22 protein-coding genes are annotated in these 24,126 nt (G+C 70.6%); 3 read left to right on the top strand and 19 right to left on the bottom strand.

All coding sequences use genetic code 11. From position 1 onward, the window contains the following. Positions 1-155: 155 nt before the first annotated feature. Positions 156-1,121 (top strand): LysR family transcriptional regulator, encoded by a 966-nt coding sequence (locus tag H490_RS30900; protein WP_017882703.1) that lies wholly within the window; start codon positions 156-158, stop codon positions 1,119-1,121. A 79-nt stretch (positions 1,122-1,200) separates the two neighbouring features. On the opposite strand, the gene dapF is transcribed toward H490_RS30900, so the two are convergent. Beyond that, entirely contained in the window at positions 1,201-2,094 is an 894-nt protein-coding gene (gene dapF / locus H490_RS17575) for a diaminopimelate epimerase (RefSeq protein ID WP_017882702.1), read from the bottom strand. A gap of 114 nt (positions 2,095-2,208) precedes the next feature. Between dapF and H490_RS17570 the strand changes: the two genes are divergently transcribed. Continuing rightward, positions 2,209-2,577, top strand: a complete 369-nt coding sequence (locus H490_RS17570; protein ID WP_017882701.1) for a PadR family transcriptional regulator — start codon at positions 2,209-2,211, stop codon at positions 2,575-2,577. Continuing rightward, a complete protein-coding gene (locus H490_RS17565) occupies positions 2,574-3,650 on the top strand; it encodes a permease prefix domain 1-containing protein (protein ID WP_017882700.1) in 1,077 nt (358 codons plus the stop codon). The genes H490_RS17570 and H490_RS17565 overlap by 4 nt, the downstream gene beginning before the upstream one ends. A gap of 39 nt (positions 3,651-3,689) precedes the next feature. Here the strand turns inward: H490_RS17565 and H490_RS17560 are convergent, their stop codons facing one another. The 18 genes from H490_RS17560 to H490_RS30895 all read right to left on the bottom strand — a co-directional run bounded on the left by H490_RS17560 (position 3,690) and on the right by H490_RS30895 (position 24,082). Further along, entirely contained in the window at positions 3,690-5,027 is a 1,338-nt protein-coding gene (locus H490_RS17560) for a GNAT family N-acetyltransferase (RefSeq protein WP_017882699.1), read from the bottom strand. A gap of 55 nt (positions 5,028-5,082) precedes the next feature. Beyond that, positions 5,083-6,000, bottom strand: coding sequence for a tRNA (adenosine(37)-N6)-dimethylallyltransferase MiaA (miaA, locus tag H490_RS17555; protein ID WP_017882698.1), 918 nt, complete (start codon positions 5,998-6,000; stop codon positions 5,083-5,085). After that, a complete protein-coding gene (miaB, locus tag H490_RS17550; protein WP_017882697.1) occupies positions 5,993-7,534 on the bottom strand; it encodes a tRNA (N6-isopentenyl adenosine(37)-C2)-methylthiotransferase MiaB in 1,542 nt (513 codons plus the stop codon). The genes miaA and miaB overlap by 8 nt, the downstream gene beginning before the upstream one ends. A gap of 89 nt (positions 7,535-7,623) precedes the next feature. Continuing rightward, positions 7,624-8,037: a regulatory protein RecX gene (locus H490_RS0115320; protein ID WP_017882696.1), complete on the bottom strand. Its 414-nt coding sequence runs from the start codon at positions 8,035-8,037 to the stop codon at positions 7,624-7,626. Between the two features lie 516 nt (positions 8,038-8,553). Next, on the bottom strand, positions 8,554-9,627 hold the full coding sequence (gene recA / locus H490_RS17545; protein ID WP_017882695.1) for a recombinase RecA: 1,074 nt from the start codon (positions 9,625-9,627) through the stop codon (positions 8,554-8,556). A gap of 429 nt (positions 9,628-10,056) precedes the next feature. Continuing rightward, the gene (locus tag H490_RS17540) at positions 10,057-10,278 is read right to left on the bottom strand and encodes a DUF3046 domain-containing protein (protein WP_017882694.1); all 222 of its coding nucleotides are present in this window, start codon (positions 10,276-10,278) and stop codon (positions 10,057-10,059) included. 6 nt (positions 10,279-10,284) lie between these two features. Then, entirely contained in the window at positions 10,285-10,605 is a 321-nt protein-coding gene (locus H490_RS17535) for a helix-turn-helix domain-containing protein (protein ID WP_017882693.1), read from the bottom strand. A gap of 156 nt (positions 10,606-10,761) precedes the next feature. Next, positions 10,762-11,322, bottom strand: coding sequence for a CinA family protein (locus H490_RS17530; protein WP_017882692.1), 561 nt, complete (start codon positions 11,320-11,322; stop codon positions 10,762-10,764). Beyond that, on the bottom strand, positions 11,319-11,915 hold the full coding sequence (pgsA, locus tag H490_RS17525) for a CDP-diacylglycerol--glycerol-3-phosphate 3-phosphatidyltransferase (RefSeq protein WP_017882691.1): 597 nt from the start codon (positions 11,913-11,915) through the stop codon (positions 11,319-11,321). The genes H490_RS17530 and pgsA overlap by 4 nt, the downstream gene beginning before the upstream one ends. A 37-nt stretch (positions 11,916-11,952) precedes the next feature. After that, on the bottom strand, positions 11,953-14,835 hold the full coding sequence (locus tag H490_RS17520; RefSeq protein ID WP_031289512.1) for an FtsK/SpoIIIE family DNA translocase: 2,883 nt from the start codon (positions 14,833-14,835) through the stop codon (positions 11,953-11,955). Between the two features lie 166 nt (positions 14,836-15,001). Then, positions 15,002-16,063 (bottom strand): lipid II:glycine glycyltransferase FemX, encoded by a 1,062-nt coding sequence (locus H490_RS17515; protein ID WP_017882689.1) that lies wholly within the window; start codon positions 16,061-16,063, stop codon positions 15,002-15,004. Then, positions 16,060-17,682, bottom strand: coding sequence for a murein biosynthesis integral membrane protein MurJ (gene murJ / locus H490_RS17510; RefSeq protein ID WP_017882688.1), 1,623 nt, complete (start codon positions 17,680-17,682; stop codon positions 16,060-16,062). The genes H490_RS17515 and murJ overlap by 4 nt, the downstream gene beginning before the upstream one ends. Next, the gene (locus H490_RS17505) at positions 17,682-18,815 is read right to left on the bottom strand and encodes a lipid II:glycine glycyltransferase FemX (RefSeq protein ID WP_017882687.1); all 1,134 of its coding nucleotides are present in this window, start codon (positions 18,813-18,815) and stop codon (positions 17,682-17,684) included. Before H490_RS17505 ends, murJ begins: the two co-directional genes overlap by 1 nt. 3 nt (positions 18,816-18,818) lie before the next feature. Then, positions 18,819-20,495: a ribonuclease J gene (locus H490_RS17500; RefSeq protein WP_017882686.1), complete on the bottom strand. Its 1,677-nt coding sequence runs from the start codon at positions 20,493-20,495 to the stop codon at positions 18,819-18,821. An 81-nt stretch (positions 20,496-20,576) separates the two neighbouring features. Then, entirely contained in the window at positions 20,577-21,554 is a 978-nt protein-coding gene (dapA, locus tag H490_RS17495; RefSeq protein WP_031289510.1) for a 4-hydroxy-tetrahydrodipicolinate synthase, read from the bottom strand. A gap of 147 nt (positions 21,555-21,701) precedes the next feature. Next, positions 21,702-22,325, bottom strand: coding sequence for a dihydrofolate reductase (locus H490_RS17490; RefSeq protein ID WP_017882684.1), 624 nt, complete (start codon positions 22,323-22,325; stop codon positions 21,702-21,704). A 3-nt stretch (positions 22,326-22,328) separates the two neighbouring features. Continuing rightward, on the bottom strand, positions 22,329-23,138 hold the full coding sequence (locus tag H490_RS17485; RefSeq protein WP_017882683.1) for a thymidylate synthase: 810 nt from the start codon (positions 23,136-23,138) through the stop codon (positions 22,329-22,331). Then, on the bottom strand, positions 23,135-24,082 hold the full coding sequence (locus tag H490_RS30895) for a GGDEF domain-containing protein (RefSeq protein ID WP_017882682.1): 948 nt from the start codon (positions 24,080-24,082) through the stop codon (positions 23,135-23,137). Before H490_RS30895 ends, H490_RS17485 begins: the two co-directional genes overlap by 4 nt. Positions 24,083-24,126: the final 44 nt, after the last annotated feature.

Raw genomic sequence — 24,126 nt, 5'->3', positions numbered from 1 at the left:
TGCTTCTCTGGGTGCGCGGGCGGGCCGAGAGCCCTGCCACGCGTCTAGATCGACACTAAAGAGCCCCGGAATATTGCACAACGCGATATTCTTAATCCTCACTATCAGTGTTATTGATAGCGAAGGGAAGCGGTGCAGTACGGCGAAAGGTCACGATGAGAGCAGACGTCGACCTCGATCTGCGATGGCTCCGATCCTTCGTCGCAGTGGCGGATCACGGGGGCTTCCAGCAGGCCGCCCTCGAGCTGCGCCTCTCGCAGCCCACCGTGAGCGGGCACCTCAAAGCCCTCGAGCGATCCGTCGGCAGGCCGCTCATCGATCGGCGCACCCGTCCGGTCGCTCTGACACCCGCCGGAAAGGTCTTCATCAGGCACGCGCGACTCGTGCTCGGCGAGGTCGCAGCCGGCGTACGCCGGATGCGGAACCGGAACGGAGGCCCCCACCGCGGAACAGTGGTCATCGGCACCTATCCCAGTGCCTCTGCCGGGTACCTCCCGCATCTGATGCGCTTGGCGCGCGGCCTCCATCCCGGGGTCGAGATCCGCCTCGAAGAGATGTCGGGGGGTGAGATGGAGGCCGCCGCCGAGGCCGGTCGTCTCGACGTCTTCCTGCGCCAGGCCGAGCCGCCCCTGTCGAGCCGGCGCTACGGCGGCGAACTGCTGTGGCGAGAGCGGTTCCTGATCGCGATCCCCCCGGGGCACCCGTGGGCCGCAGACGTCGACCGGCCGATCGACCCCGAAGAGCTCGTGCACGAGCGCCTCATCATGACCGGGCAGTTCCAGGCCGAGAGTCTGCTCGGGCACCCGTTCTGGCGCGACCTCGGACGATACCCGGAGGTGCCGCACCGCGTGAGGCACCCGCAGTCGCTGCTCGCACTCGTCGAGCTCGGTTCCGATCCGGGGCTCACGACCGAGCTGCCGGTCGCGCTCTTCGCGGGGGCGGGGGTCGTGTTCCGACCGATCGCCCATCCAGCGGCCGTGCGAGACGTCTACGCCAACTGGCCGCTGTCACGCTCGCTGAGCGGCCCGGCCAAGTCGATCGTCGATCTCATGCTGACGCATCCGACGCCGCCGGCGCTGTCCGGCCGCGCGGTCTTCGACGGTCCGATCTCCCCCGAGTAGACGAGTTCGGCGGGCAGCCGGCGTCGCGAGACGCGCCAGCGGCTCGCAGCCGGGTGAAAACGCCGCACACGGCGGCGCATCAACGCAGCCCCGCCGCCTCCGGCAACTCGATCTCCCCCGAGTAGACGAGTTCGGCGGGTCCATTGAGCGAGACGTGCTCCCCCTCCTCGGTCGGGAACATGCGCACTGCGAGGCGACCGCCGGGAACGTCGACGCGCCAGTGGTTGGGCATGCCCTCGCCGCCCCAGTGGCGGAACGCCAGCGCGGCCGCGGCGGTGCCGGTGCCGCAGGAGAGCGTCTCGCCGACGCCGCGCTCGTGCACGCGCATCCGGATCCGGGCGACGCCGTCGACGACGAGCGGATCCTCGGGCACGACGAACTCGACGTTGGCGCCCTCCGCGGGTGCGGGATCGAGCGAGGGGGCGCGATGCAGGTCGAGGCCCTCGAGTTCGCCCGCGTGGGCGAGCGCCGTCACCACGTGGGGGTTGCCGAGGTCGAGGCCGAGGCCGGGGCGGGCGACGTCGAGGCCGTAGGCCGAGACGAGGCGCTCCTCGGCGAGGCGCCAGCGGCCGAGGTCGACGGTGTAGCCGGCGACACCGGCGAGCACGTCCTTCACACCGGCCCGGGTGCCGATGGGCAGGGTGTCGCGGCGCTCGGGGGCGACGAGACCCTCGCTGATGAGGTAGTGCGCGTAGACGCGGATGCCGTTGCCGCACATCTCGGCCGGCGTGCCGTCGGCGTTCCAGTAGTCCATGAACCACTCGGCCTCGGGTTCCTCGGCGAGGGAGGCCGCGCCCTCGGGCAGGGCTCGCGAGCGCACGGCGCGGATCACGCCGTCGGCGCCGATGCCGAAGCGCCGATCGCAGAGGAAGCGGATCTGCTCGGGAGTGAGCGGGCGCTCGCCCTCGGGGTCGGTGAACAGCACGAAGTCGTTGCCCGTGCCGTGGCCCTTGGTGAACGCGAGGGTGGTCATCCGCCCAGTTTACGGGGCGGCGGCTCGTGGCGGGATCCCGGATCCGCACCGACGTTTGACGTACTACGACACACGTACTATGTTGAGCAGAGCACACCGAGCAGAGGAGACGAGATGATCAGCGGAGACGCCATCCGCGGCTACATCGACCTGATGATCCTGTCGCTGCTGCGTCGAGCCCCCTCGTACGCCTACGAGCTCGCCCGGCAGATCAGCGCCGTCACGGACGCCGACTACACGATCAAGCAGACCACCCTCTACTCCGCCGTCAAGCGGCTCGAGAACGCGCGGCTCGTGACGTCGTACCCGGGCACGTCGCAGTCGGGCAAGCCCCGCACCTACTACCGGATCACCGAGGCGGGCGCCGGGCACCTGAGCCTCAAGGTCGCCGAGTGGCACAGCACCAAGTCGGTCGTCGACCGCTTCGTCGCGGGCCTCGACGCCCCCCTCCCCAGCATCCCCCTCGAAGGAGCCGCATCATGAACGTCATCATCGCCTACCTGGACACCATGTTCAGCGCCTATCCGCAGACGCCCCGCATGCTCGAGGCGAAGACGGAGCTGCAGACCATGATGGAGGACGCCTACGCGAGCCTCATCGCCGAGGGCCGCACCGAGAACGAGGCGGTCGGCCAGGTGATCCGCGACTTCGGCAATCTCGAGGAGGTCGCCCCGGTGCTCGGCATCGCGGCCGAGATCGCTCCGGCCGCCTCGACCGCTCCGCACACGGGCGCGGGATCGGCGGCCCCGGTCGCGGTCGCCGCCTCCTCCGCACCCGCCGCGCAGCCGCAGCACCCGCCGGTCACGATGGAGGAGGCCCGCGGTTTCGCCGAAGCCCAGCACCGCATCCGTTTCCGGGTGAGCACGGCGGTCGTGCTGTTCGTGCTCTCCCCCGCCGCGCTGATCTCGCTGCCGACCGCCGCCGATTCGGGGGCGCTGCCGATCGATCCCGGGGCGGCGACCGCCATCGGCCTGCTGGCCCTGCTCCTGCTCGTCACCGCCGGCGTGCTGCTCATCGTCAGCACCGCCCGCGATCTCGCACCCTACAAGCGGGTGAGCGACGGTAGGTTCACCCCCGATGCGGGGGTGTCGCACTGGGCCGACGCGCTCGCCCAGCAGCACGAGCGGACCCGCATCCGCGCGCTGCAGGTGGCCGTCGCCCTCTGGATCCTCTCCCCCGCCCCGCTGCTCGCCTTCGTGCTGCTCATGCAGGAGTCGCCGAACAGCGGCCTCTGGAGCGTCGGCGGCGTGGTGCTCGTGCTGGCCTTCGTGGCGGCCGGCCTCGCGATCCTGCTGCCGGCGGCCTGGGCTCACACCGTCGCCGAGCGTCTCACGGGAGGCGCCGCGGCTGCCGCCGACGACGACGGGGAGCACAGCGTGATCGGCGTGATCGCCGCCTTCTACTGGCCCCTGCTCACCGCGATCTATCTGGCCTGGAGCTTCATCGGCAACGCGTGGGGCACCTCGTGGGTCGTGTGGCCGATCGGCGCGGTGCTCTTCGGCGCCATCGCGGCCGGCGGGGCCGCGCTCGAGAGCTACCGCCGCTCGCGCCGCTGAGTCGGCGAGAAGCGGGCCGCGTCGCTCCGTCTCCCGGACTCAGTACATGATGCTGAGGAAGGGCTCGCCCTCGATCCGCAGCGCCGCGTCGAGTCGCCGGGTCGCCGACGCGTCGCCCCGCAGCCGCCCGGCCTCCGCGAGCGAGCGAGCGGAGACGCCGCCGAGATAGAGCGACGACAGCTCGGCCACCCCGATCTCGATGTCGACCCCCGAGCCGTCGGCCTCGGAGGCGTACGGCGCACCCGCCCCGCCGAGCGGGGTCGCCCGGCCCGAGCCGTCGGCCCGGGCCTCCACACGCCAGACCCCGTCGGCGAAGCCGAGCGGATCCGCGACGCGCAGCACGACGTCGAGCGGCGCTGCGAACCGGCGAGCCGCGAACACGGCGGGCAGATCGAGGATGCGCAGCCACCCGTGGTCCTCGATCGTGCGGGTCGCGGCCCGGGCGTCGTCGAGCAGCCACGGCAGCGGCTCGTCGACCGGACGGAACCCGGCCGTGACGGTGCCGACCAGGTCGTGCTGCAGCGCGAACCGCCACAGCGCTGCGCGCGCCTCGGGGGTCTCGCCAATGAGGTGCCGGATCTCGAGCCGCGATCGCGCCCAGTCGTCGTCGGACTCGGCGATGCGGTAAACCATCGCCCCGCGCAGCTCGCCCGCGGCATCGAGGTAGCGCACGCCGCGCACGCTCTCGCCGTGGGGCTCCCCCGGTTTCGCGCCCGACAGCTGCCGCCAGCGCACCGGCCAGCCCTCGATGTCGCCGATGCGGGTGCGACGGGTGCGCTCGTGGAGCCGGCCGAGCGCCTCGGCCACCGCCTCCTGACCGAGATGGTGCAGCGCCCCCTCGGGCTCGGCGCCCGCCCACCCCGCTCTGCGGGTGTCGACGGTCCAGCGCGACTGCCAGGTGGCGGGGCCGAAGCCGTAGCGCCCGTAGATGGTCGCCTCGGACGCGGTGAGCCCCGCGATCGGCACGCCGGCCGAGGCGGCGGCCCGCAGCTCCCCCTCGAGCATGGCGCGCGCGATCCCCCGGCGGCGGTGGGTCGGCGCGACCGTGACCTCGCTGACGGCCCACATCGGCAGTTCGCCGCCCGGCACCGTCACGGGCGCGACCCAGGATCCGACCGTCGCCACCGGCCGCTCGGCCTGCGGGCTCGCCTCGTCGTAGACGCCGATCAGACGGCGCCCCACCTGCCCGGGTCTCGACCCGGCGACCATCTGCTCGGTGGGCTCGCCCTCGATGAAGCCCCGCGCGATCGAGCGGATGAAGCCGTCGAGCGCCGCCTCGTCGGACGGGTCGACCCGGCGGTAGTCGAGGCCTCCGGCCCGCAGCCGCTCGCGAGAGTTCCGGTCCAGTTCCACGGTTCGCACGTCTGGCTGAATCATGCTTCCACCCTAGGGGCTGCGGTTCCGGGTTCGATGAGTTCGACGCCGACGACGGTCAGGCGAGGCGCAGCCCGCGCAGATCCGGCCCGTCGATCCAGGTGATGCCCGGGTAGCGCTTGAACCAGCTCACCTGGCGGCGCGCGTACCGCCGCGTGAGCGCCTGCGTCTCGGCGATCGCCTCGGCGCGGGTCACCTCGCCGCGCAGCTCGGCGAGCGCTTGCGCATACCCGATGGCGCGGCTCGCGGTCCTCCCGCGTTCGAGGCCGTTCGGGATCAACCCGCGCACCTCGTCGAGCAGCCCCTCGGCCCACATCTGCTCGACACGCCGGTCAAGGCGCTCCACGAGGGCGGAGCGTTCGCAGTGCACCCCGACGATGCTGGTCTCGGCCCGCCACAGGGCGGGCTTCTCGGGCAGCGTGACGCGCGCGTCGCCGCCGAGCATGGCGACCTCGAGCGCGCGCACCACGCGGCGCGGGTTGCGGGCGTCGACCGCGGCAGCCACGTCGGGGGCGAGTGCCCGGAGACGTGAGAGCAGCGGGTCGGTTCCGCCCTCGGCGAGTTCGGCCTCGAGCCGAGCGCGCAGCTCATCGTCCCGCGGCGGGAACGCGAAGTCGAAAACCGCGCTCGACACGTACAGCCCCGATCCTCCCACGAGGATCGCGTCGGCGCCGCGAGCGTGGATCTGCTCGATGAGGGCGCGGGCCACGGGCTGGTACCACGCGACGGCGGCCTCCTCGCTCGGCCGGAGCGCGTCGAAGAGGTGGTGCGGGATCGCCCGCCGCTCGGCGACGGGGAGCTTGGCCGTGCCGATGTCCATGCCGCGGTAGAGCTGCATCGCGTCGGCGTTGACGATCTCGGCGGGGCGACCGGTCGCGGCGAGGTGCTGGGCGAGGTCGAGCGAGAGCGCCGACTTGCCGGTGCCGGTCGCGCCGACGATCGCCCAGAGGCGGGGCCGAGCCCCGGTCTCAGCCACGGGTGCGGATCGTGGGGAGGCCGAGGCTGACCGCCCGGGGGGCTGCCCCCTCGACGGGTGCGGGCACGCCGCAGCTGTCGGCCTGGCGCCGGTCCCAGGCGTCGCCGGCCCGGGTGCGACGCACGGCGTAGGTGCCGGTGAGGTCCGCGATGAGGAAGTGGGGCGCCGCGGCGGTGACCTGCACGGTGACGGTGTCTCCGGGCCGGGGTTCCTCGGCCCCCTCCGGCACGGCGAAGTGGACGAGGCGGTTGTCTTCGGCGCGGCCTGAGAGGCGGCGCGTCGCCGCGTCCTTCTTGCCCTCGCCGACCGAGGCGAGCACCTCGACGGTGCGTCCGATCTGGGCCTGGTTCTCCTCGAGCGAGATGCGCTCCTGCAGGGCGAGCAGTCGCTCGTAGCGCTGCTGCACGACCTCTTTCGGCACCTGCCCGTCCATGGTCGCCGCGGGAGTGCCTGGGCGGATCGAGTACTGGAAGGTGAAGGCGCTCGAGAACCGCGATTGCTCGACGACGCGCAGCGTGTCCTCGAAGTCGTCGTCGGTCTCGCCGGGGAATCCGACGATGATGTCGGTGGTGATCGCCGCGTTCGGGATGCGCTCGCGCACCGCGTCGAGGATGCCGAGGAACTTCTTGGAGCGGTACGAGCGGCGCATCGCCTTGAGTACCGTGTCGGAGCCCGACTGCAGCGGCATGTGGAGCGAGGGCATGACGTTGGGGGTCTCGGCCATCGCGGCGATCACGTCGTCGGTGAACGCGGCGGGGTGCGGGCTCGTGAAGCGCACCCGCTCGAGCCCCTCGATGTCGCCCATGGCGCGCAGCAGCTTGCCGAAGGCCTGCCGGTCGCCGAACTCGACGCCGTAGGTGTTCACGTTCTGGCCCAGCAGGGTGACCTCGATCGCGCCGTCGTCGACGAGCGCCTGCACCTCTGAGAGGATGTCGCCGGGGCGGCGGTCTTTCTCTTTGCCGCGCAGGGCGGGCACGATGCAGAAGGTGCAGGTGTTGTTGCAGCCGACCGAGATCGACACCCAGCCGCTCGACGCCGAGTCGCGCTTCGTCGGCAGCGTGGAGGGGAAGATCTCGAGCGATTCGAGGATCTCGACCTGCGCCTCGTGATTGTGCCTGGCCCGCTCGAGCAGCGTCGGCAGCGAGCCCATGTTGTGGGTGCCGAACACGACGTCGACCCAGGGAGCCTTCTCGACGATGGCGCCCTGGTCTTTCTGGGCGAGGCAGCCGCCGACGGCGATCTGCATGCCTTCGCGCTCGCGCTTCACGCCGGCGAGGTGGCCGAGGTTGCCGTAGAGGCGGTTGGCCGCGTTCTCCCGCACGGCGCAGGTGTTGATGACGACCACGTCGGCGTCTTCGGCGTCTTCGGCCGCGATGTACCCGGCCGCCTCGAGCGATCCGGAGAGTCGCTCGGAGTCGTGCACGTTCATCTGGCACCCGAGGGTGCGCACCGTGTAGCTGCGGGGGCTGCCGTCGGGGCGGAGGGCGGCGGGCGACGGGGCGATCTCGGTCGGTTCGGCGGTGGCGAGAGTCATGGGGGAATTCTACCGCCGCCGATCCGCTGCGCCGTCAGCGCGGCCGATGCCGCACGCTCGGTGGCGGGCGGGCGGCATCGGCCGCGCCCTCAGCGGAACCGCACGCCGGAGCCACCGCCGGTGCCGCCGCCTGCTCCGCCGTCGAGCGCTTCCCGGGCTGCGCGCATCGCGGGCTCTCCGGACCAGCCGCGGCGGGCGAGGAAGCCGAGCAGCCGGCGCTCGGCGGTCTGCCGGTCGAGGCCTCCGAGCTTGCGCGCCCGGTCCTGAGCGGTCTCCCGCAGCAGGGCGAACTCCTCGTCGGTGTCCAGCTGCCCGAGGGCCTCCTCGATGGCTGAGTCGGGGAGCCGCCGCTCTCGCAGCTTGATGCGGATCTGCGCCCGGCTGGCCCGCTTCGTCTCGCGCAGTTTCTCGGTGACCGCGCGGGCGAGGCCCTCGTCGTCGAGATAGTGGCTCTGCTTTTTCGAACGTGTTTTGGCCGCTCGATCNNNNTCGACGGAGCCCAAAAGACCTTCGAAAAGCTCGATCGGGCTCGGCGCGCGAGCAGTCGCACCCCGTCGTCGTAGGCCGAACTGCGGTCGTCTTCATCGTCGGCAGCGGCGGTCGCCTCGGCGCCCGGCTCGGCGTCTGCCACGCACGCTGCGTCGGCCCCGGGGGCAGAAGCGGTGCCGCCATCGCGGAACGCGTCCATGCTCACGATCGACTGCAGACGCGCACGGATCTCGGCGACCGCCGACGGCTCGGCCTCGGTCGTTCGAGGATCGCCGTCGCTCGACACCCGCGAGGGGCCGGAGACGCCGGGCGCATCAGACTGCTCGGGACCGGATTCCGGACGCTCGGGCTCGCGGTACTCATGCCCGCGTTCGCGCGGCGACTCCGACTGCGGTTCGGACGGCGTCTCACCCCAGCCGGGGCCCCCGAGCCGCGAACGCAGTTCGATGACCTCAGCCAGGTCGGCTCGGCTCGGAGACCCGCCCGCGGGCCGCTGCTCGGGCGGAGGCAGGAAACGAACAGCCACGGGTTCAGGCGCTGGCGCGCTGCTCGGGCTCGGCGAGCGGCGTCACCGCCGGGGCCTCGGGCTCAGCAGGTTCTTCGCTGCGCCCGTTGACGCCGAGCTTCGTGAGGATCTTCTCTTCGATCTCAGCCGCGACGTCGGGGTTCTGAATGAGGAAGCGGCGAGCATTCTCCATGCCCTGACCGAGCTGATCGCCGTCGTAGGTGAACCAGGCGCCGCTCTTCTTGATGAAGCCCTGCTCGACGCCGTAGTCGATGAGCGAGCCCTCGCGCGAGATGCCCACACCGTAGAGGATGTCGAACTCGGCCTGCTTGAAGGGAGGCGCCATCTTGTTCTTCACGACCTTGACGCGAGTGCGGTTGCCCACCGCGTCGGTGCCGTCTTTGAGCGTCTGAATGCGACGGATGTCGAGACGCACCGAGGCGTAGAACTTGAGCGCCTTACCGCCGGAGGTGGTCTCGGGGCTGCCGAAGAACACGCCCACCTTCTCGCGCAGCTGGTTGATGAAGATGGCGGTGGTCTTGGTGGCGTTCAGGCTGCCGGTGATCTTGCGCAGCGCCTGCGACATGAGTCGAGCCTGCAGACCGACGTGGCTGTCGCCCATCTCGCCGTCGATCTCGGCCTTCGGCACGAGCGCCGCGACGGAGTCGATGACGACGAGGTCGACCGAGCCCGAGCGGATGAGCATGTCGGCGATCTCGAGCGCCTGCTCGCCGGTGTCGGGCTGGGCCACGAGCAGCGCATCGATGTCGACGCCCAGCTTCTTCGCGTATTCGGGATCGAGCGCGTGCTCGGCGTCGATGAACGCGGCGATGCCACCCGCGCGCTGCGCATTGGCGATCGCGTGCAGGGTGAGTGTGGTCTTGCCCGACGACTCGGGGCCGTAGATCTCGATGATGCGACCCCTCGGCAGCCCGCCGATGCCGAGCGCGACGTCGAGGGCGACCGAACCGGTGGGGATCACCTCGACGGGCGCGCGCTCGACGCTTCCCATGCGCATGATCGCGCCCTTGCCGAAGTTCTTGTCGATCTGCGCGAGGGCCGCTTCGAGCGCCTTCTCACGATCCTTGGGTGCCCCCACGGGGGACTTGGGTGCTGCCATGATCTTGCTCCTTCGATGTGCGCGGCGGCGCCGCTCGACTGCTGCCTACCGACTGTCTCGACCCCGATGATGGGGCAGACAAGGCATCGATATCCGGTTGCTTCACACCTTAGGACGGACCACTGACATTCTTGGATCGAGCGGCGAGTCTGAGGATAAGTCGGCGAATCGGCTACCTGTGCACGAAGTTACCACGATTCGAACACATATTCGAAGCGCAAGGAGGCGCGTGTCGCGCCCAGTTGTGATTCGCCGCCGTGTGCGGCGCTTTCGCGCCCTGCGCGAACGCTGCCGCGTTTGCACAACGGACGCGCGTGTCGCGACCAGTTGCGATTCGCCGCCGCACGGCGCCCCTGCGCAGCACGACGCCGGGATCGGGATCGCGCTTCCGACCCCGGCGAACGCCCCTCAGTCGCGGGGCTCGAGCAGACCGCGGCCGTGGCGCCGCTCGAGCGGAACATCGAGGTCGACGCACAGCGCCGCCCAGACCTCGCGCGCCGGAACCCCGCGCTCGAGCGCCTCGGCCGGTGTGCCGCCGAGCGCGGCGAGCCAGTGATCCCGGATCAGCACTCCGGAGTAATCGTCGCCGAACTCGTCGGCGCAAGCGCGTCGGAACTCGCTCAGCTTCACGAAGGGTTACGACACCAGCTCGGGCGCGTAGCCCGACATCAACTCGGCCGGCACCGTATCCGGAACCCGGCCGGCGAGAGGCATCGACAGCCCCTCGACCACGGCGAGCCGCTCGCTCACCTCGCCCATGATCACGGACAGCGGCGTATCCAGCGCATCGGCGACCGCGGCGAGAATCTCGCTCGAGGCCTCCTTCTGGCCGCGCTCCACCTCGCTCAGGTAGCCGAGCGCCACGCTCGCATCACCGGCGACCTGTCGCAGCGTGCGCCCCTTCTGCAGCCGGAAGTCACGCAGCACGTCGCCGATCTCTTGACGCATCAGCACCATGTGAACCCTCCTTCACTGCATGACACGGGGTCATGCTCCACAATACCCGCTCATCGACAAGCCGCCACAGCGGGGACGCCCCTCCAGTGTGGAGGGAGTCACTGGGAATAACCCCGACACTACCGCGCCTATTCCTGAAACTTTGCTGAACTTGAGTCAGTCCGACTCAAGTTCCGATGCGCCGAGCTCGCCGACGAGCAGTTCGAGAGCCGCCGCGACAGAGCCATTGCGGATCTCGCCGCGGTCCCCCGAGAGCGAGTACTCCACCGAGCGGGCCCGGTCGCCGAGGCACAGCCCCACCCACACGGTGCCGACCGGCTGGCCCGTCTGCGGGTCGGGTTCGGGACCCGCGACGCCGGTGGTCGCCAGGCCGATATCGGCGGACTCCGGTTCCGCCCCGTCCGCGCGGGGCACTGCGCAGAGCTCACGCACGCCCCTGGCCATCTGACGCGCCACCTCGCCGTCGACGGGGCCCTTCTCTCGCAGCAGTTCGTCGTCGACTCCGAGCACGGAGTGCTTCAGTGCGGTGTCGTAGGCCACGACCCCGCCCGAGAAGACCCGCGAAGAGCCGGGCACTGACACGAGCGCGTCGGCGAGCAGCCCGCCCGTGAGCGACTCGGCGACGGCGATGCGCAGCCCCCGCGCCGCCGCGATCTCGACCACCGCCCGGGCGAGCTCGCCGCCGGCGCCGGGCGAGCCCTGGCCGATGGGCTTCACGAGCGGACCCGCTTCGCGCGCATGAAGGCGACCACGTAGTCGACGCCGCTGATGATCGTGAGCGCGACCGCCGCCATCATGGTGATCACGTTCGCCCAGTAGGCCACGGGGGCGGCCGGCCCCAGCACCCCGGCGAGGGGCAGCAGGGCGAGTGTGATCGCGACGGCCTGCACGACCGTCTTGAGCTTGCCCATCCAGGCGGCAGCGACCACCACGTCGTGCGCGATCATGAGGCGGTGCACGGTGATGCCGATCTCGCGCACCAGCACCACGATGGTCACCCACCACGGCAGCTCGCCGAGGATCGAGAGCCCCACGAGCGCGGCACCCGTGAGCGCCTTGTCGGCGATCGGGTCGAGCAGCTTGCCGAGGTCGGTGATGAGACCGCGGGATCTCGCGAGGTGCCCGTCCCACGCGTCGGTCGCGATCGCGAGCACGAAGAACACCGCCGACGCCCAGCGCAGCGGGCCGCCCTGACCGCCGTCGGCCAGCAGCATCCAGAGGAAGAACGGCGTCGCGATGCTGCGCGCCACCGTGATGATGTTCGGGGCGTTCCAATTGCTCGGCTTCGCCGGTGAATCCTGTGCGGTCATCTCTTCCTCGTGTTCGCTCGCGACCGGCGGTCCCGGCTCATTCTCGGCCCGTCAGCTGCCAGGCGTCCTCGTCGTCGTCGCCGTCGACCTCTTCGAGCGTGGCCTGGTACTTCGCCACCGGGTCGTCGTAGCGATCGTCGCCGAAACCGTCGGACTCCGTGAGCGGTTCGATCACATCGGTCGCGGCGTCGTGCTCCCCGGCATTCGCCTCGGGGCTGGCCGCGGCGGCGGGGGCCGCCTGGGGGCGCTCCGGTGCGGCTGCGGGCTGCTGGAAGGGGGCCGGAGCTGCGGGGCCTCCCTTGATGCGGGCGATCACCTCGGGCAGCTGCTCGGGCGAGACGAGCACGTCTCGCGCCTTCGAACCCTCGGAGGGACCCACGATGTCGCGCGACTCCATGAGGTCCATGAGCCGGCCGGCCTTCGCGAAGCCGACGCGCAGCTTGCGCTGCAGCATCGAGGTCGAGCCGAACTGCGAAGTGACCACGAGCTCGATAGCCGCGAGCAGCACCTCGAGGTCGTCTCCGATGTCTTCGTCGATCTCCTTCTTCTCGGCGACCTGCGCCACGTCGGGCCGGTACTCGGGCTGAGCCTGGGCCTTGACGTGGGCGACCACCTTCGCGATCTCGGGCTCCCCCACCCAGGCGCCCTGCACGCGCATCGGCGTCGACTCGCCGTTGAGCAGCAGCAGGCCGTCGCCCTGGCCGATGAGGCGCTCGGCGCCCACCTCGTCGAGGATGACGCGGGAGTCGGTGCCCGACGCCACCGCGAACGCGTAGCGGCTCGGAACATTCGACTTGATCACGCCCGTCACCACGTTCACCGACGGGCGCTGCGTCGCGAGCACCAGGTGGATGCCCGCGGCACGGGCGAGCTGGGTGATGCGCTGGATCGAATCCTCGACGTCGCGGGGCGCCACCAGCATGAGGTCTGCGAGCTCGTCGACCACCACCAGCAGGTACGGGTACGGCTTGAGCACGCGCTGGCTGCCCTCGGGCAGCACGATAGACCCGGAGCGCACGGCCTCGTTGAAGTCGTCGATGTGGCGGAAGCCGAAGCTCGCCAGATCGTCGTAGCGCATGTCCATCTCTTTCACGACCCACTGCAGCGCCTCGGCCGCCTTCTTGGGGTTCGTGATGATGGGGGTGATGAGGTGGGGCACGCCCTGGTAGACGGTGAGCTCGACGCGCTTCGGATCGACGAGCACCATGCGCACCTCGGCGGGGGTCGCCCGCATGAGGATGCTCGTGATCATCGAGTTGATGAAGCTCGACTTGCCCGAGCCGGTGGCGCCGGCCACGAGCAGGTGGGGCATCTTAGCGAGGTTCGCGACGACGAAGCCGCCCTTCACGTCTTTGCCGACGCCGATGGTCATGGGGTGCGCGCTGCGCTGAGCACGGCTCGAGCGCAGCACGTCGCCGAGGGCGACGTTCTCACGATCCTTGTTGGGGATCTCGATGCCGATCGCGCTCTTGCCCGGGATCGGAGAGAGGATGCGCACCTCGTTCGACGCCACCGCGTACGACAGGTTCTTCGACAGCGCCGTGACCTTCTCGACCTTGACACCCGGCCCGAGCTCGACCTCGTACTGGGTGACGGTCGGGCCCCGGGAGAACCCGCTCACACGCGCGTCGACCTTGAACTCCTCGAACACGCGCGCGATCGCGGCCATGATCTGGTCGTTCGCCTCGGTGTGGGTCTTGGGGGCGTCGCCCGTCGCCAGCGTGCCCTGGTCGGGCAGCAGGTACTCGCGCTGCGCCGGATCGTGAGGAGGCGCGACCGCGAACGGCGCCGCGTCTGCGACCTCGGGCAGCTGTGAGGTCGGTGCGGGCTCGGCGGCCGCCGAGAAGTCGTCCCACGAATCGTCGCCCAGCCCCGACGCCCGCGTCGCGCCCGCGGCCTCCACGGCCGCCTCGGCCTGCTCGAGTTCGTCGAAGAGGCCCGCCGGGAACGGGTCGGCGGCGTCGGGGGCGAGCGCGGACTCGAAGGCGCCCTCGCTCTGCGCGTCGGGGGCGCTCGGCTCGAGCGCGGAGTCGAGCGCAGACTTGTCGTCGGCGTACTCGGGGTCTTCTTCTCGACCGGAGGCGTTGCGCCGCCACCACGGCAGCGAGCCGTCGCCCGTCTCGGTCTCGCTCTCGAGATCGAAGAGCGCCTGCTGCGACTCCTTGTCTCGGCGGCGCGACTTCGCCGGGCGCTCGTCGGTCTGGGCGTCGGCGCCCTCGGTCACACCGAACAGGAACTCGTACGCCTCGTGCAGCCGCCGCACGATGCGCCCCGGAGGCGTCTTCGTGACGATGAGCACCGAGAAGAGCAGCATCAGCGACAGCACCGGGGTCGCCACCCACACCGTCAGCGCGAGCAGAGGCGCGCCCACCATCCAGCCGAGCAGCCCGCCCGCCTCGGCGAGCGCCGGCATGCCCTGGCTCGGGATCGGCCGCCCGCCGTAGATGTGGGACAGACCGGCGACGCTCATGATCGCGATGAAGAGGCCGATCGCGATGCGGCGGTTGTCGTTGACGCTCGAGGGGTGGTTGAACAGCCACAGCGCGAAGCCGACCATGATGATCGGAAGCCCGAACGCCACCCGGCCGAAGAGGCCGCCGAACGACCATGCGTCGAGCTGCACGGCCACCGGCTGGCCGATCATGAACCACTCGACCACGGCGCCCGCGACGGCGAGCAGCATCAGCAGCAGCGGGATGCCGTCGCGTCGATCCTCGGGGGCGAGAGGCTCGAGACGGAAGGCGCGCGCCGCGCCGCCGATCGCGTGGGCGAGGCCGTTCCAGGCGCGCACGATCCCGTTCTCGCGGGGCTCGGGCTCGGCGAGCACCCGCGTCTTCGCGGTGGCACGGGACGACCCGGCGCGGGATCCCCGTGCCGTGGTCTTGCCCGATTTTTCGCGCGACGAAGTTTTGCTGGCCATGCTAAAAGGGTACGTTCGACCGCCGACATTCGCGACGTGACGCTCCGAGGTGCCCCGTTTCGCCGCCGTGGGCGGCACTGCGGGCTACGCCGACGCTCCGCGTCGTCGCAACGCCCGCTACCCCTCGCTCCGCTCCGTAGGCTGCCGCCGTGGGCGGCACTGCGGTCTACGCCGACGCTCCGCGTCGTCGCAACGCCCGCACCGCCTTCTTCACGAGCGGCAGGCCCTCGGTCCAGACCCGGTAACCCGGCCCCGGCCGGTCCCACGACCCGGCGAGCAGGTTCTCGTGCGAGGCCCAGCCCTTCTTGAACGTGGTCACGCCGTCGTTGATGAGGCCGCCGAAGTCGTAGCGCTCGATCCCGAGCCGCTTCATCTCGCGGATCACGTGCCACTTGAGCGCGTAGTTCGCGCGCAGCCGCTGCCCGGTCTCGTCCATGCCGCCGTAGAGCTCGAAGGCGGTGCGCGCCGACTTCGCCATGAACAGGAACGCGACCGGCCGCTCCTCGACGTACGCGGCCCACACGGGCGAATCGTCGCCGAGCATCGTGAACGCGTCGTGGTAGTAGGAATCCTCGTGCAGGCCGAAGTCGGCGCGCTCGCTCGTCTGGCGGTAGACCTCGAGGCACTCGTCGAGCTGCGCGATCGTCTCGACGGGCCGGATCGACAGCGACTCCTCGCGGCCCGCCTTGCGCACGTACTGGCGGTGCTTCTTCGACATGTCGGCGAGCAGTTCGTCCTCGGAGCGCCGCAGGTCGAGGATCAGGGTTCTCGCGGGCAGCACCGGGGTCTTCGCCTCGCGCCAGCCGCCCGAGAGCGGGAAGACTTCCGCGTCCTCGTCGGGCTCGATCGACACCGCGACGGCCCGCCGGGAGCCGTGCACGTGTGCGGCGACGGCGTCGGCCACCTCGGCGGGCGCGGGCTGCGCGGCCGGGAGATCGGGATCCCCCGCCGCCGACTCGCCCCAGGCGTGCGCGAGGACGGGGCCGCGGGGGGCGTAGACGAAGCCGCCGAGCGGCCCGGGCAGGGTGCGGGTCAGCAGCTGGCAGGCGCCCACCACGTCGGCGGAGGCGCCGGATCCCGAGCGCACGAGCACGCGCTCGGCGCTCCAGCGGTGCGCCGATTTGAGTTCGCCCCAGCCCCACAGCTGCAGCGGATGCCCGCCGAGGCGCTTGACGGTCGAGTCCCAGAGCTCCCGGTCGGTGCAGGGGGTCACGGTGAGGGAGGTCACGAACGGTTCCTTCCGAGTTTGCGTGAGACGAAGCCGGTGAGTTCGGCGAGTTCGGGCGAGCGCAGCAGACGGAGCGCGACCACGTAGACGGCGGCGACGATCCCCGCCACCGCGGCGGCGAACGGGATCGCGAGCACCGCGTCGTACGCGGGCACGGCGAGCCGCAGCAGCCACGTCGCGAGCAGGCCGAGCGCCACGGCCGGAACCGCGGCGAGCACGAACTTCACGAGACTCTGCGCGATCCGGCGGCCGTCGATCGAGCCGATCTTGCGTCGCAGCAGCCACGTGGCCAGCAGCGCCTGCACGATCGTGGCGAACGACCACACCACGGCGAACAGCATGCCGACCTTCGCGGGCGGGGCGAGCAGCAGCAGCAGCGACAGCGCGATGACGAGTCCCATCTGCACCGAGGTGAAGAGGAACGGGGTGCGCGTATCGGAGAGCGCGTAGAAGGCGCGCTGCACGATGAACAGGAAGCTGTAGGCGGCGAGGCTCACCACGTACGCCTGCAGCGCCTCCGAGAACTGATCGACCTGCAGCGGCGTCGCGCCGAAGTTGATGATGCGCGCCACGAACGGCGCCGCCGCGAACACGGCCGAAGCGGCGAGCACCATGACGAGCGCGATCTGCCGGGCCGAGGCCGAGAAGTCCGCGACGAACTCGGCCATGCGACCGGTCTGTCCCCACTCCGAGAGCCGCGTGAAGTAGGCCGTGGCGAGCGAGACCGCGATCACCGAGTGCGGCATCATGAAGATGAGCCAGACGTTCGCCATCGCGCTCGTCGAGGGGCCGGCCCCGGTGCCCGTCGCGACGATGTTGTTGGTGACGAAGCCGCCGAGCTGCATCACGGTGATGGTCGCGAGGCTCCAGCCCGCGATGCGGGCGGTGTGGCCGAGGCCCATGCCCTTCCACTTGAAGTCGGGGCGGTAGCGGATGCCGGCCTTGCGCCACGAGACGAACAGGATCAGCGCCTGCGCCGCGACGCCGAGCGTGGCGCTGCCCGCGAGCACGCCGATCGAGAGCGCGTCCCAGTCGACGACCGAGCGCAGCCCGCCGGTCGGGTCGGCCCCGAACATCAGCATGAACACGATGATGCCGGCGATCGCGATGACGTTGTTCAGCACGGGCGCCCAGGTGAACGGCCCGAACACGCTGCGGGCGTTCAGCACCTCGCCCAGCACGGTGTAGAGGCCGTAGAACACGATCTGCGGCAGGCACCAGTAGGCGAAGGCGGTCGCGAGGGCGAGCTGCTCGGGGGGCCAGGCCATCGCGGTGAGCCACACGATCCAGGGCGCGGCGAGCATCGCGAGCACCGTGATGCCGAACATGCCCACCGAGATGAGCGTGAGGATCTTGTTGATGTAGCCGGCGCCGCCGTCGGGGTTCTTCGCGGCCTTCACGATCTGCGGCACGAGCACGGCGTTGAGCATGCCGCCGAGCAGGATCATGTAGAGCGTGTTGGGCAGCAGGTTGCCGTTCTGGAACGCGTCGGCCGAGACCGAGCCGACCGATCCGATCGCGTAGGCGAGCAGCATCGCCTTCGCGAGCCCGAGGATGCGCGACACCATGGTGCCGGATGCCATCACCGCGCTCGCGCGCATGAGTCCCGCAGCGGCCATCAGTAGTACGGGTCCTTCCGGATCGCGAGCGAGGCGCGGCGGGCGAGACGGTCGCCGAGCGTCGCCCACAAGCGGTACGCCGCGGGCTTCAGCGGCAGGTCGAACGCCCCCGCGTAGTCGGTGATGTCCGGCGAGAAGGAGCGTTTGAACTGTCCCACGCCGTGGAGGGGGTGCTCTCGGTCGTCGGCGCGAGCCGCGGGCGGCGCACCGCAGAGGTCGTGGGCGACCGCGCCGCGCTCGTGAGCCCAGCGGATCACCTCCCACTGTAGGGCGTGCGAGGCCCCGTAGGCCGTCTTCGCGCGCACCGAGGCGCCGTCCTTGTAGGTGGTCTTCGCGCCGAGCGCCATCGCGTAGGCGCCGGCGATGAGCTGGGGGCGGCCGTCGGCGTCGTCGCGGTGGGCGAGGAACATCTGGCCGGATCCGGCGCGCTCGAACGACTGCCAGAACTCGCGGTAGTAGCGCTCGGAGCGCAGCACGAAGCGGCCCTCGGCGGTCTCCTGCAGCAGGCGGTAGAGCGCCGCGCAGTGCTCGTCGGTGGCGGACACCCGCGTCGCGACGATGCCGTCGCGCTTCGCGCGGTTGATCGAGTTGCGGGCCTTCTTGCCGAGCCCGGCGAGGAGCTGCTCCTCGGAGCGGGCGGGGTCGCCGAGGTCGACGATCACGGTCGAGGGGTTCGGCACGATGCGCACGGTGTCGCGGTAGCCGGCGGCGTGGATCGCGTCGCGGGCCGAGGGATCCAGCCGGGGCTCGATCTTCAGCAGGAACGCGCCGCGGGATCGCGCGAGCGCCGCGACGGCCGCGGCGGCCTCGAGTACGGCCTCGGTGCTCTCACCGGCGGGGCCGGCGGGCAGGTGCCACCACTCCCCCAGCAGGGGCACCCGCTTCGCGAGCACGCCCACGGCGATCGGGGCCTGCCCGGGGCGCTCCACGATCACGCGGTGATCGCGGTAGCGGCCCTCTCGGCGCTTCACGTCGAGATAGGCGTCGCCCATCCAGACCTCGCCGCCCCCCGGGTTCGCAGCGATCAGCGCGTCCCAGTCGGCGCGCTCGGCGTCGCCCGCGAAGCGCGCGACCGCTCCCCCGGGGGCGGCCGCCCCCGGTAAGCCGGCCGCTCCCGAGAGGGATCCCGACACTCGCTACACCACCACCACGACGGGCACGATCATCGCCTTGCGGCGCAGCTTCGTGCCGACCCAGCGGCCGATGGTGCGGCGCGTGATCTGCTGCAGCTGGTGGTGGTCGGTCACGCCGTCCTGCATGGCCGCCTCCAGCGCGTCGGCGATCTGCGGCTTGATCTTCTCGAAGACCCGTGCCTCCTCGGCGACGCCCTTCGCGTGGATGTCGGGGCCCGACACGATGTGCGCGGTCGTGGGCTCGACCACGGTGATCACCGAGATGAAGCCCTCCTCGGCGAGCGTGCGGCGGTCCCGCAGATCGTCGTCGGTGACCCGGCCGACGCTCTTGCCGTCGACGTAGATGAACTCGGTGTCGAGCTGGCCCACCGCGCGGGCGACGCCGTCGGCGAGGTCGACGACAGTGCCGTTCTCGGCGATGACGGTGCGGTTCTGCGGCACGCCCGTCTCGATCGCGAGCGCGGCGTTGGCCACCAGCATGCGGTACTCGCCGTGGATCGGCATGACGTTCTTGGGGCGCACGATGTTGTAGCAGTAGAGCAGCTCGCCCGCGGCGGCGTGACCCGACACGTGCACCTTCGCGTTGCCCTTGTGCACCACGTTGGCGCCGAGCTTGATGAGCCCGTCGATCACGCGGTAGACGGAGGTCTCGTTGCCCGGGATCAGGCTGGACGCCATGATGACGGTGTCGCCGTGGCCCACCTCGACCTGGTGCTCGCGGTTGACCATGCGGCTGAGCACCGCCATCGGCTCGCCCTGCGAACCGGTCGACATGTAGACGATGCGGTGATCCGGGATGTCGCCGCTCTTCTTGAGGTCCACGAGCACGCCCTCGGGCACGTCGAGGTAGCCGAGGTCGGCCGCGATCTTCATGTTGCGCACCATCGAGCGGCCGAGCAGCACGACGCGGCGGCCGTTCGCGTGGGCGGCGTCGAGCACCTGCTGCACGCGGTGCACGTGGCTCGAGAAGCTCGCGACGACGACCTTGCCCGGCGTCTTCGCGATGACCTGCTCGATGACGGGGCCGATGTTCTTCTCGAGCGGCGTGAAGCCGGGCACGTCGGCGTTCGTCGAGTCGGTCATGAAGAGGTCGACGCCCTCCTCGCCCAGCTTCGCGAAGGCGCGGAGGTCGGTGATGCGGCCGTCGAGCGGCAGCTGATCCATCTTGAAGTCGCCCGTGCCGATCACAAGACCGGCGTCGGTGCGGATCGCGACGGCCAGGGCGTCGGGGATCGAGTGGTTGACCGCGACGAACTCGAGGTCGAAGGGGCCGTACTCGACGCGGTCGCCCTCGGCGACGACGCGGGTCTTCGGCCGGATGCGGTGCTCCTTGAGCTTCGCCTCGACGAAGGCGAGCGTGAGGCGCGAGCCCACGAGGGGGATGTCCTCGCGCAGCTTGAGCAGGTAGGGCACGCCGCCGATGTGATCCTCGTGGCCGTGCGTGAGCACGACGGCGACGATGTCGCCCAGGCGGTCCTCGATCTTGCTGATGTCGGGCAGGATCAGGTCGACGCCCGGGTGCTGCACCTCGGGGAAGAGCACGCCGCAGTCGACGATCAGCAGCTTGCCGTCGATCTCGTAGACGGTCATGTTGCGACCGACCTCGCCGAGACCGCCGAGCGGCGTGATGCGAAGGGTGCCCTTCTCGAGCTTGGGCGGGGCGTAGGGGGGGTTCGTCATGTGTTCCTTGCCTGCTCCCCGAGCCTGTCGAGGGGAGCAGCTATTGGGTTCCCCCTGCGACAGGCTCAGGGGGCCGCTTCGTTAGCGGGTGGTGCCTGCGATCTGGGGCAGGGCACCGCCGGCAGCCGCATTGCGGTCCGGCCTGAAGTTCGAGAGGTCGACGCCGGGCACGTCGGCCACGAGGGCGAGTTCGTCCTCGATGAGGGCGGCCTCCCACTCCTCCGGCCCCACGAGGGGCAGGCGCACGCGCGGGCTGCCGATGCGGCCGAGGCCGTGCAGGATGTACTTCGCCGCGACCGTGCCGGGCACGTGCGTCATCACCGCGCGCACGAGCGGCTCGAGGCGCTGGTGGGCGTCGCGGGCCGTGTGCAGGTCGCCGGCGTTGACGGCGTCGATGATGGCGCGGTAGGGCGCCGAGGCGATGTTGGCGGTCACGCCGATGAGGCCGGTCGCGCCGATCGAGAGGTGCGGCAGCACGTTGGCGTCGTCGCCCGAGAAGTACATGAGGTCGGTCTGGTTGAGCACTCGGCTCACCTCGCTGAAGTCGCCCTTGGCGTCCTTCACGGCGAGGATGTTGGGGTGCTTCGCGAGACGCAGGATCGTCTCGTACTTGATGGGCACGCCGGTGCGGCCGGGGATGTCGTACAGGATCACCGGCAGGTCGGTCGCGTCGGCGACCATGCGGAAGTGCGTGAGCAGGCCCGCCTGGGTGGGCTTGTTGTAGTAGGGGGTGACGATCATGACGCCGTCGGCGCCGGCCTTCTCGCTGGCCTGGTAGAGCTCGATGGCGTGCGCGGTCTCGTTGGACCCGCCGCCCGTGATGATCTTCGCGCGGCCGGCGGCCACCGACTTGGCGACCTCGACGAGCTTGATCTTCTCGGGGTCGGTCAGCGTGGAGGTCTCGCCGGTGGTGCCGGTGACCACGATGCCGTCGGCACCGCTCTGAATGCAGTCGTCGATGTGCTTCTCGACGGCCGGCCAATCGACCTCGCCGTCAGCCTGGAAGGGCGTGACGAGCGCGACGAGCACCTGACCGAAGGGGTTTTGCTGGATTGCCACCGTACTAGGCTACCGGACTCTGCTGACCCGGGCCCCGCAGTCTGCGCCCCGCCCCGCCGAACCCGGCGGTTTCAGCGAGACCGCCGGTTCCGGGGGCGCCGCCGCAGTCGGGTTCGCCGCCGCCGCTTCCGCCCGCGATCGCCGCTCTCAGCGGCGCAGCCAGCGCTCGAACCGGTAGCCGAGCCCCGTCGTCGAGACGAGGGGGCCGCCCTGCTCGGCGAGCCGCCACTCGGGCCCGATCTGAGGCGCGAACGTGTCGGCGTCGGGCACGTCGAGCTCGATCCTCGTCACCACCAGCTCGTCGGCGAACGGCATCGCGGCGCGATACAGCCGGCCGCCGCCCATGATCCATGCCGCCCTGGGCGGCCAGGCGCCCGGATCCTGGCAGCTCGTGCCGGGATCCTCGGCCAGCCGACGCAGGTGCGTCTCGTACTCGTCGCGCACGCTGCCGCGCGTGCGCTCGAGCGCCTCCTCGATCGACGGCACCGCCGCCGCGCCGGGCGCTTCGAAGCCCGCCGAGCGCGTGACGACCACGTTCTCGCGGCCGGGCAGCGGCCGGAAGCGCTCGGGCAGCGACTCCCAGGTGCGGCGACCCATGATGACGGGCGCCCCCCACGTGGTGGTCTTGAAGTGCGCGAGATCCTCGGGCAGGTGCCAGGGCATCGTGCCGCCGCGGCCGATGGCGCCGCCCCGCGCCTCGGCCCAGATCATGCCGATCCCCTCCCCGACGCCCGCGGTCAGCTCGGGCCGCAGCTCATCCGCGCGCGTCACGGCTCAGACCGCCACCGGGGCCTTGATGCCGGGATGGTGCTCGTAGCCGACCACCTCGAAGTCGTCGAGAGTGTAGTCGAGGATCGAGTCGGCCTTGCGGATCTCGATGGTCGGGTACGGGAACGGATCGCGCGCCAGCTGGCGCTCGACCTGCTCGACGTGGTTGTCGTAGATGTGGCAGTCGCCGCCGGTCCACACGAACTCGCCCGGCTCGAGCCCCGTCTGCTGCGCCACCATGAGGGTGAGCAGGGCGTAACTCGCGATGTTGAAGGGCACGCCGAGGAACATGTCGGCCGAGCGCTGGTAGAGCTGGCACGAGAGCCTGCCGTCGGCCACATAGAACTGGAAGAACGCGTGGCAGGGGGCGAGCGCCATCTCGTCGATGTCGGCGACGTTCCAGGCCGACACGATGAGGCGTCGCGAGTCGGGGTTGTCGCGCAGCTGCTCGATCACCCGCGAGATCTGGTCGATGTGCTCGCCGCCCGGAGCGGGCCACGAGCGCCACTGCACGCCGTAGACGGGGCCGAGGTCGCCGTTCTCGTCGGCCCACTCGTCCCAGATGGTCACCCCGTGCTGCTTGAGGAAGTCGATGTTGCCCTCGCCGCGCAGGAACCACAGCAGTTCGACCGCCACCGACTTGAAGTGCACGCGCTTCGTGGTGATCAGCGGGAACGAATCGGCGAGGTCGAAGCGGATCTGCCGCCCGAAGAGGCTGCGGGTGCCCGTGCCGGTGCGGTCGCTCTTGGGAGTGCCGTGCTCATGCACCTCGCGCAGCAGGTCTTCGTAGGGGGTGGGGATCGCGTTCGCACTCACGGTACAGAGTCTACCGCGGCCTTCTTGCGGCGCTGCTTGTCATCGAACATGCGCAGGTCGGCTCGCGATATGAAATCCCTCGGCTTCTCGCCCGGCTGCCACTCGGAGATGCCGAACGACCAGGCGGGATCCGGGATCTCGCGACGCAGTCGCTCAGCGGTCTCGAGCGCCTGCTCCGCGTCGCTGTCGATGAGCAGCAGCGCGAACTCGTCACCCCCGAACCGCGCGAACACGTCTTCGGTGCGGATCTGCAGATCGACCTCGCGCGCGAAATCCCGAAGCGTCTGGTCGCCGACGATGTGGCCGCGGCCGTCGTTGATCGCTTTGAAATCGTCGAGATCCAGATAGACGAGTGCGAGCGGACGCTCATTGCGCTCGGCCGTCGCGACGGCCTTCGACAGCAGGGACTCGAAGCCGCGGCGGTTCCAGACGCGGCACAGCGGATCGGTGACTGCCTCGCGCTCGATCCGCTGCTTGAAGCGGCCCACCAGCTCGCCGAGGACGGCGCCGCTCACGACGAGCATCAGCAGTCCCGAGAGCGGATCCGTGCCGTACCTGAGCACCACGATCATGCAGAACAGCGCGAGCCAGCTGTAGCCGAGCAGGCGCGCGAACCAGGTCGGCAGGAACCACACCAGGAAGATGAAGTACGGGAAGAAGAAGAACCCCGACGAGAAGACGCGCAGCTCGTGCGAAGAGAGCAGCACGTTCGGCACCACCGTGATGAGCGGCAGGCACATCACCGCGCCCGCGGCCGCCTTCGAAAAGCGCTCGCCCGCGAGGAGGATGCCGAACGAGCAGCCGAAGCAGAGCGTCGCGATCAGCAGCAGATCGTAGCGCGGCCCGTCCACGAGCTTGAACACTGTGGCGTTGAGCAGCGGGAACAGGCCCCCGGCGAAGTAGAACGCTGCCGCGGCCAGCGAGCGGTCCGTCTGTTTCCTCATCCCGGCCCCACCCCCTCCCCTGCGGCTCCAGTGAGCATCCTAAC

This window comes from Leucobacter sp. UCD-THU (assembly GCF_000349545.1).
In the GTDB taxonomy this organism is placed as follows: Bacteria; Actinomycetota; Actinomycetes; order Actinomycetales; family Microbacteriaceae; genus Leucobacter; species Leucobacter muris.
Note: the sequence above shows the minus strand (reverse complement) of the source record. Positions and strands in the feature narration are given on the sequence as shown.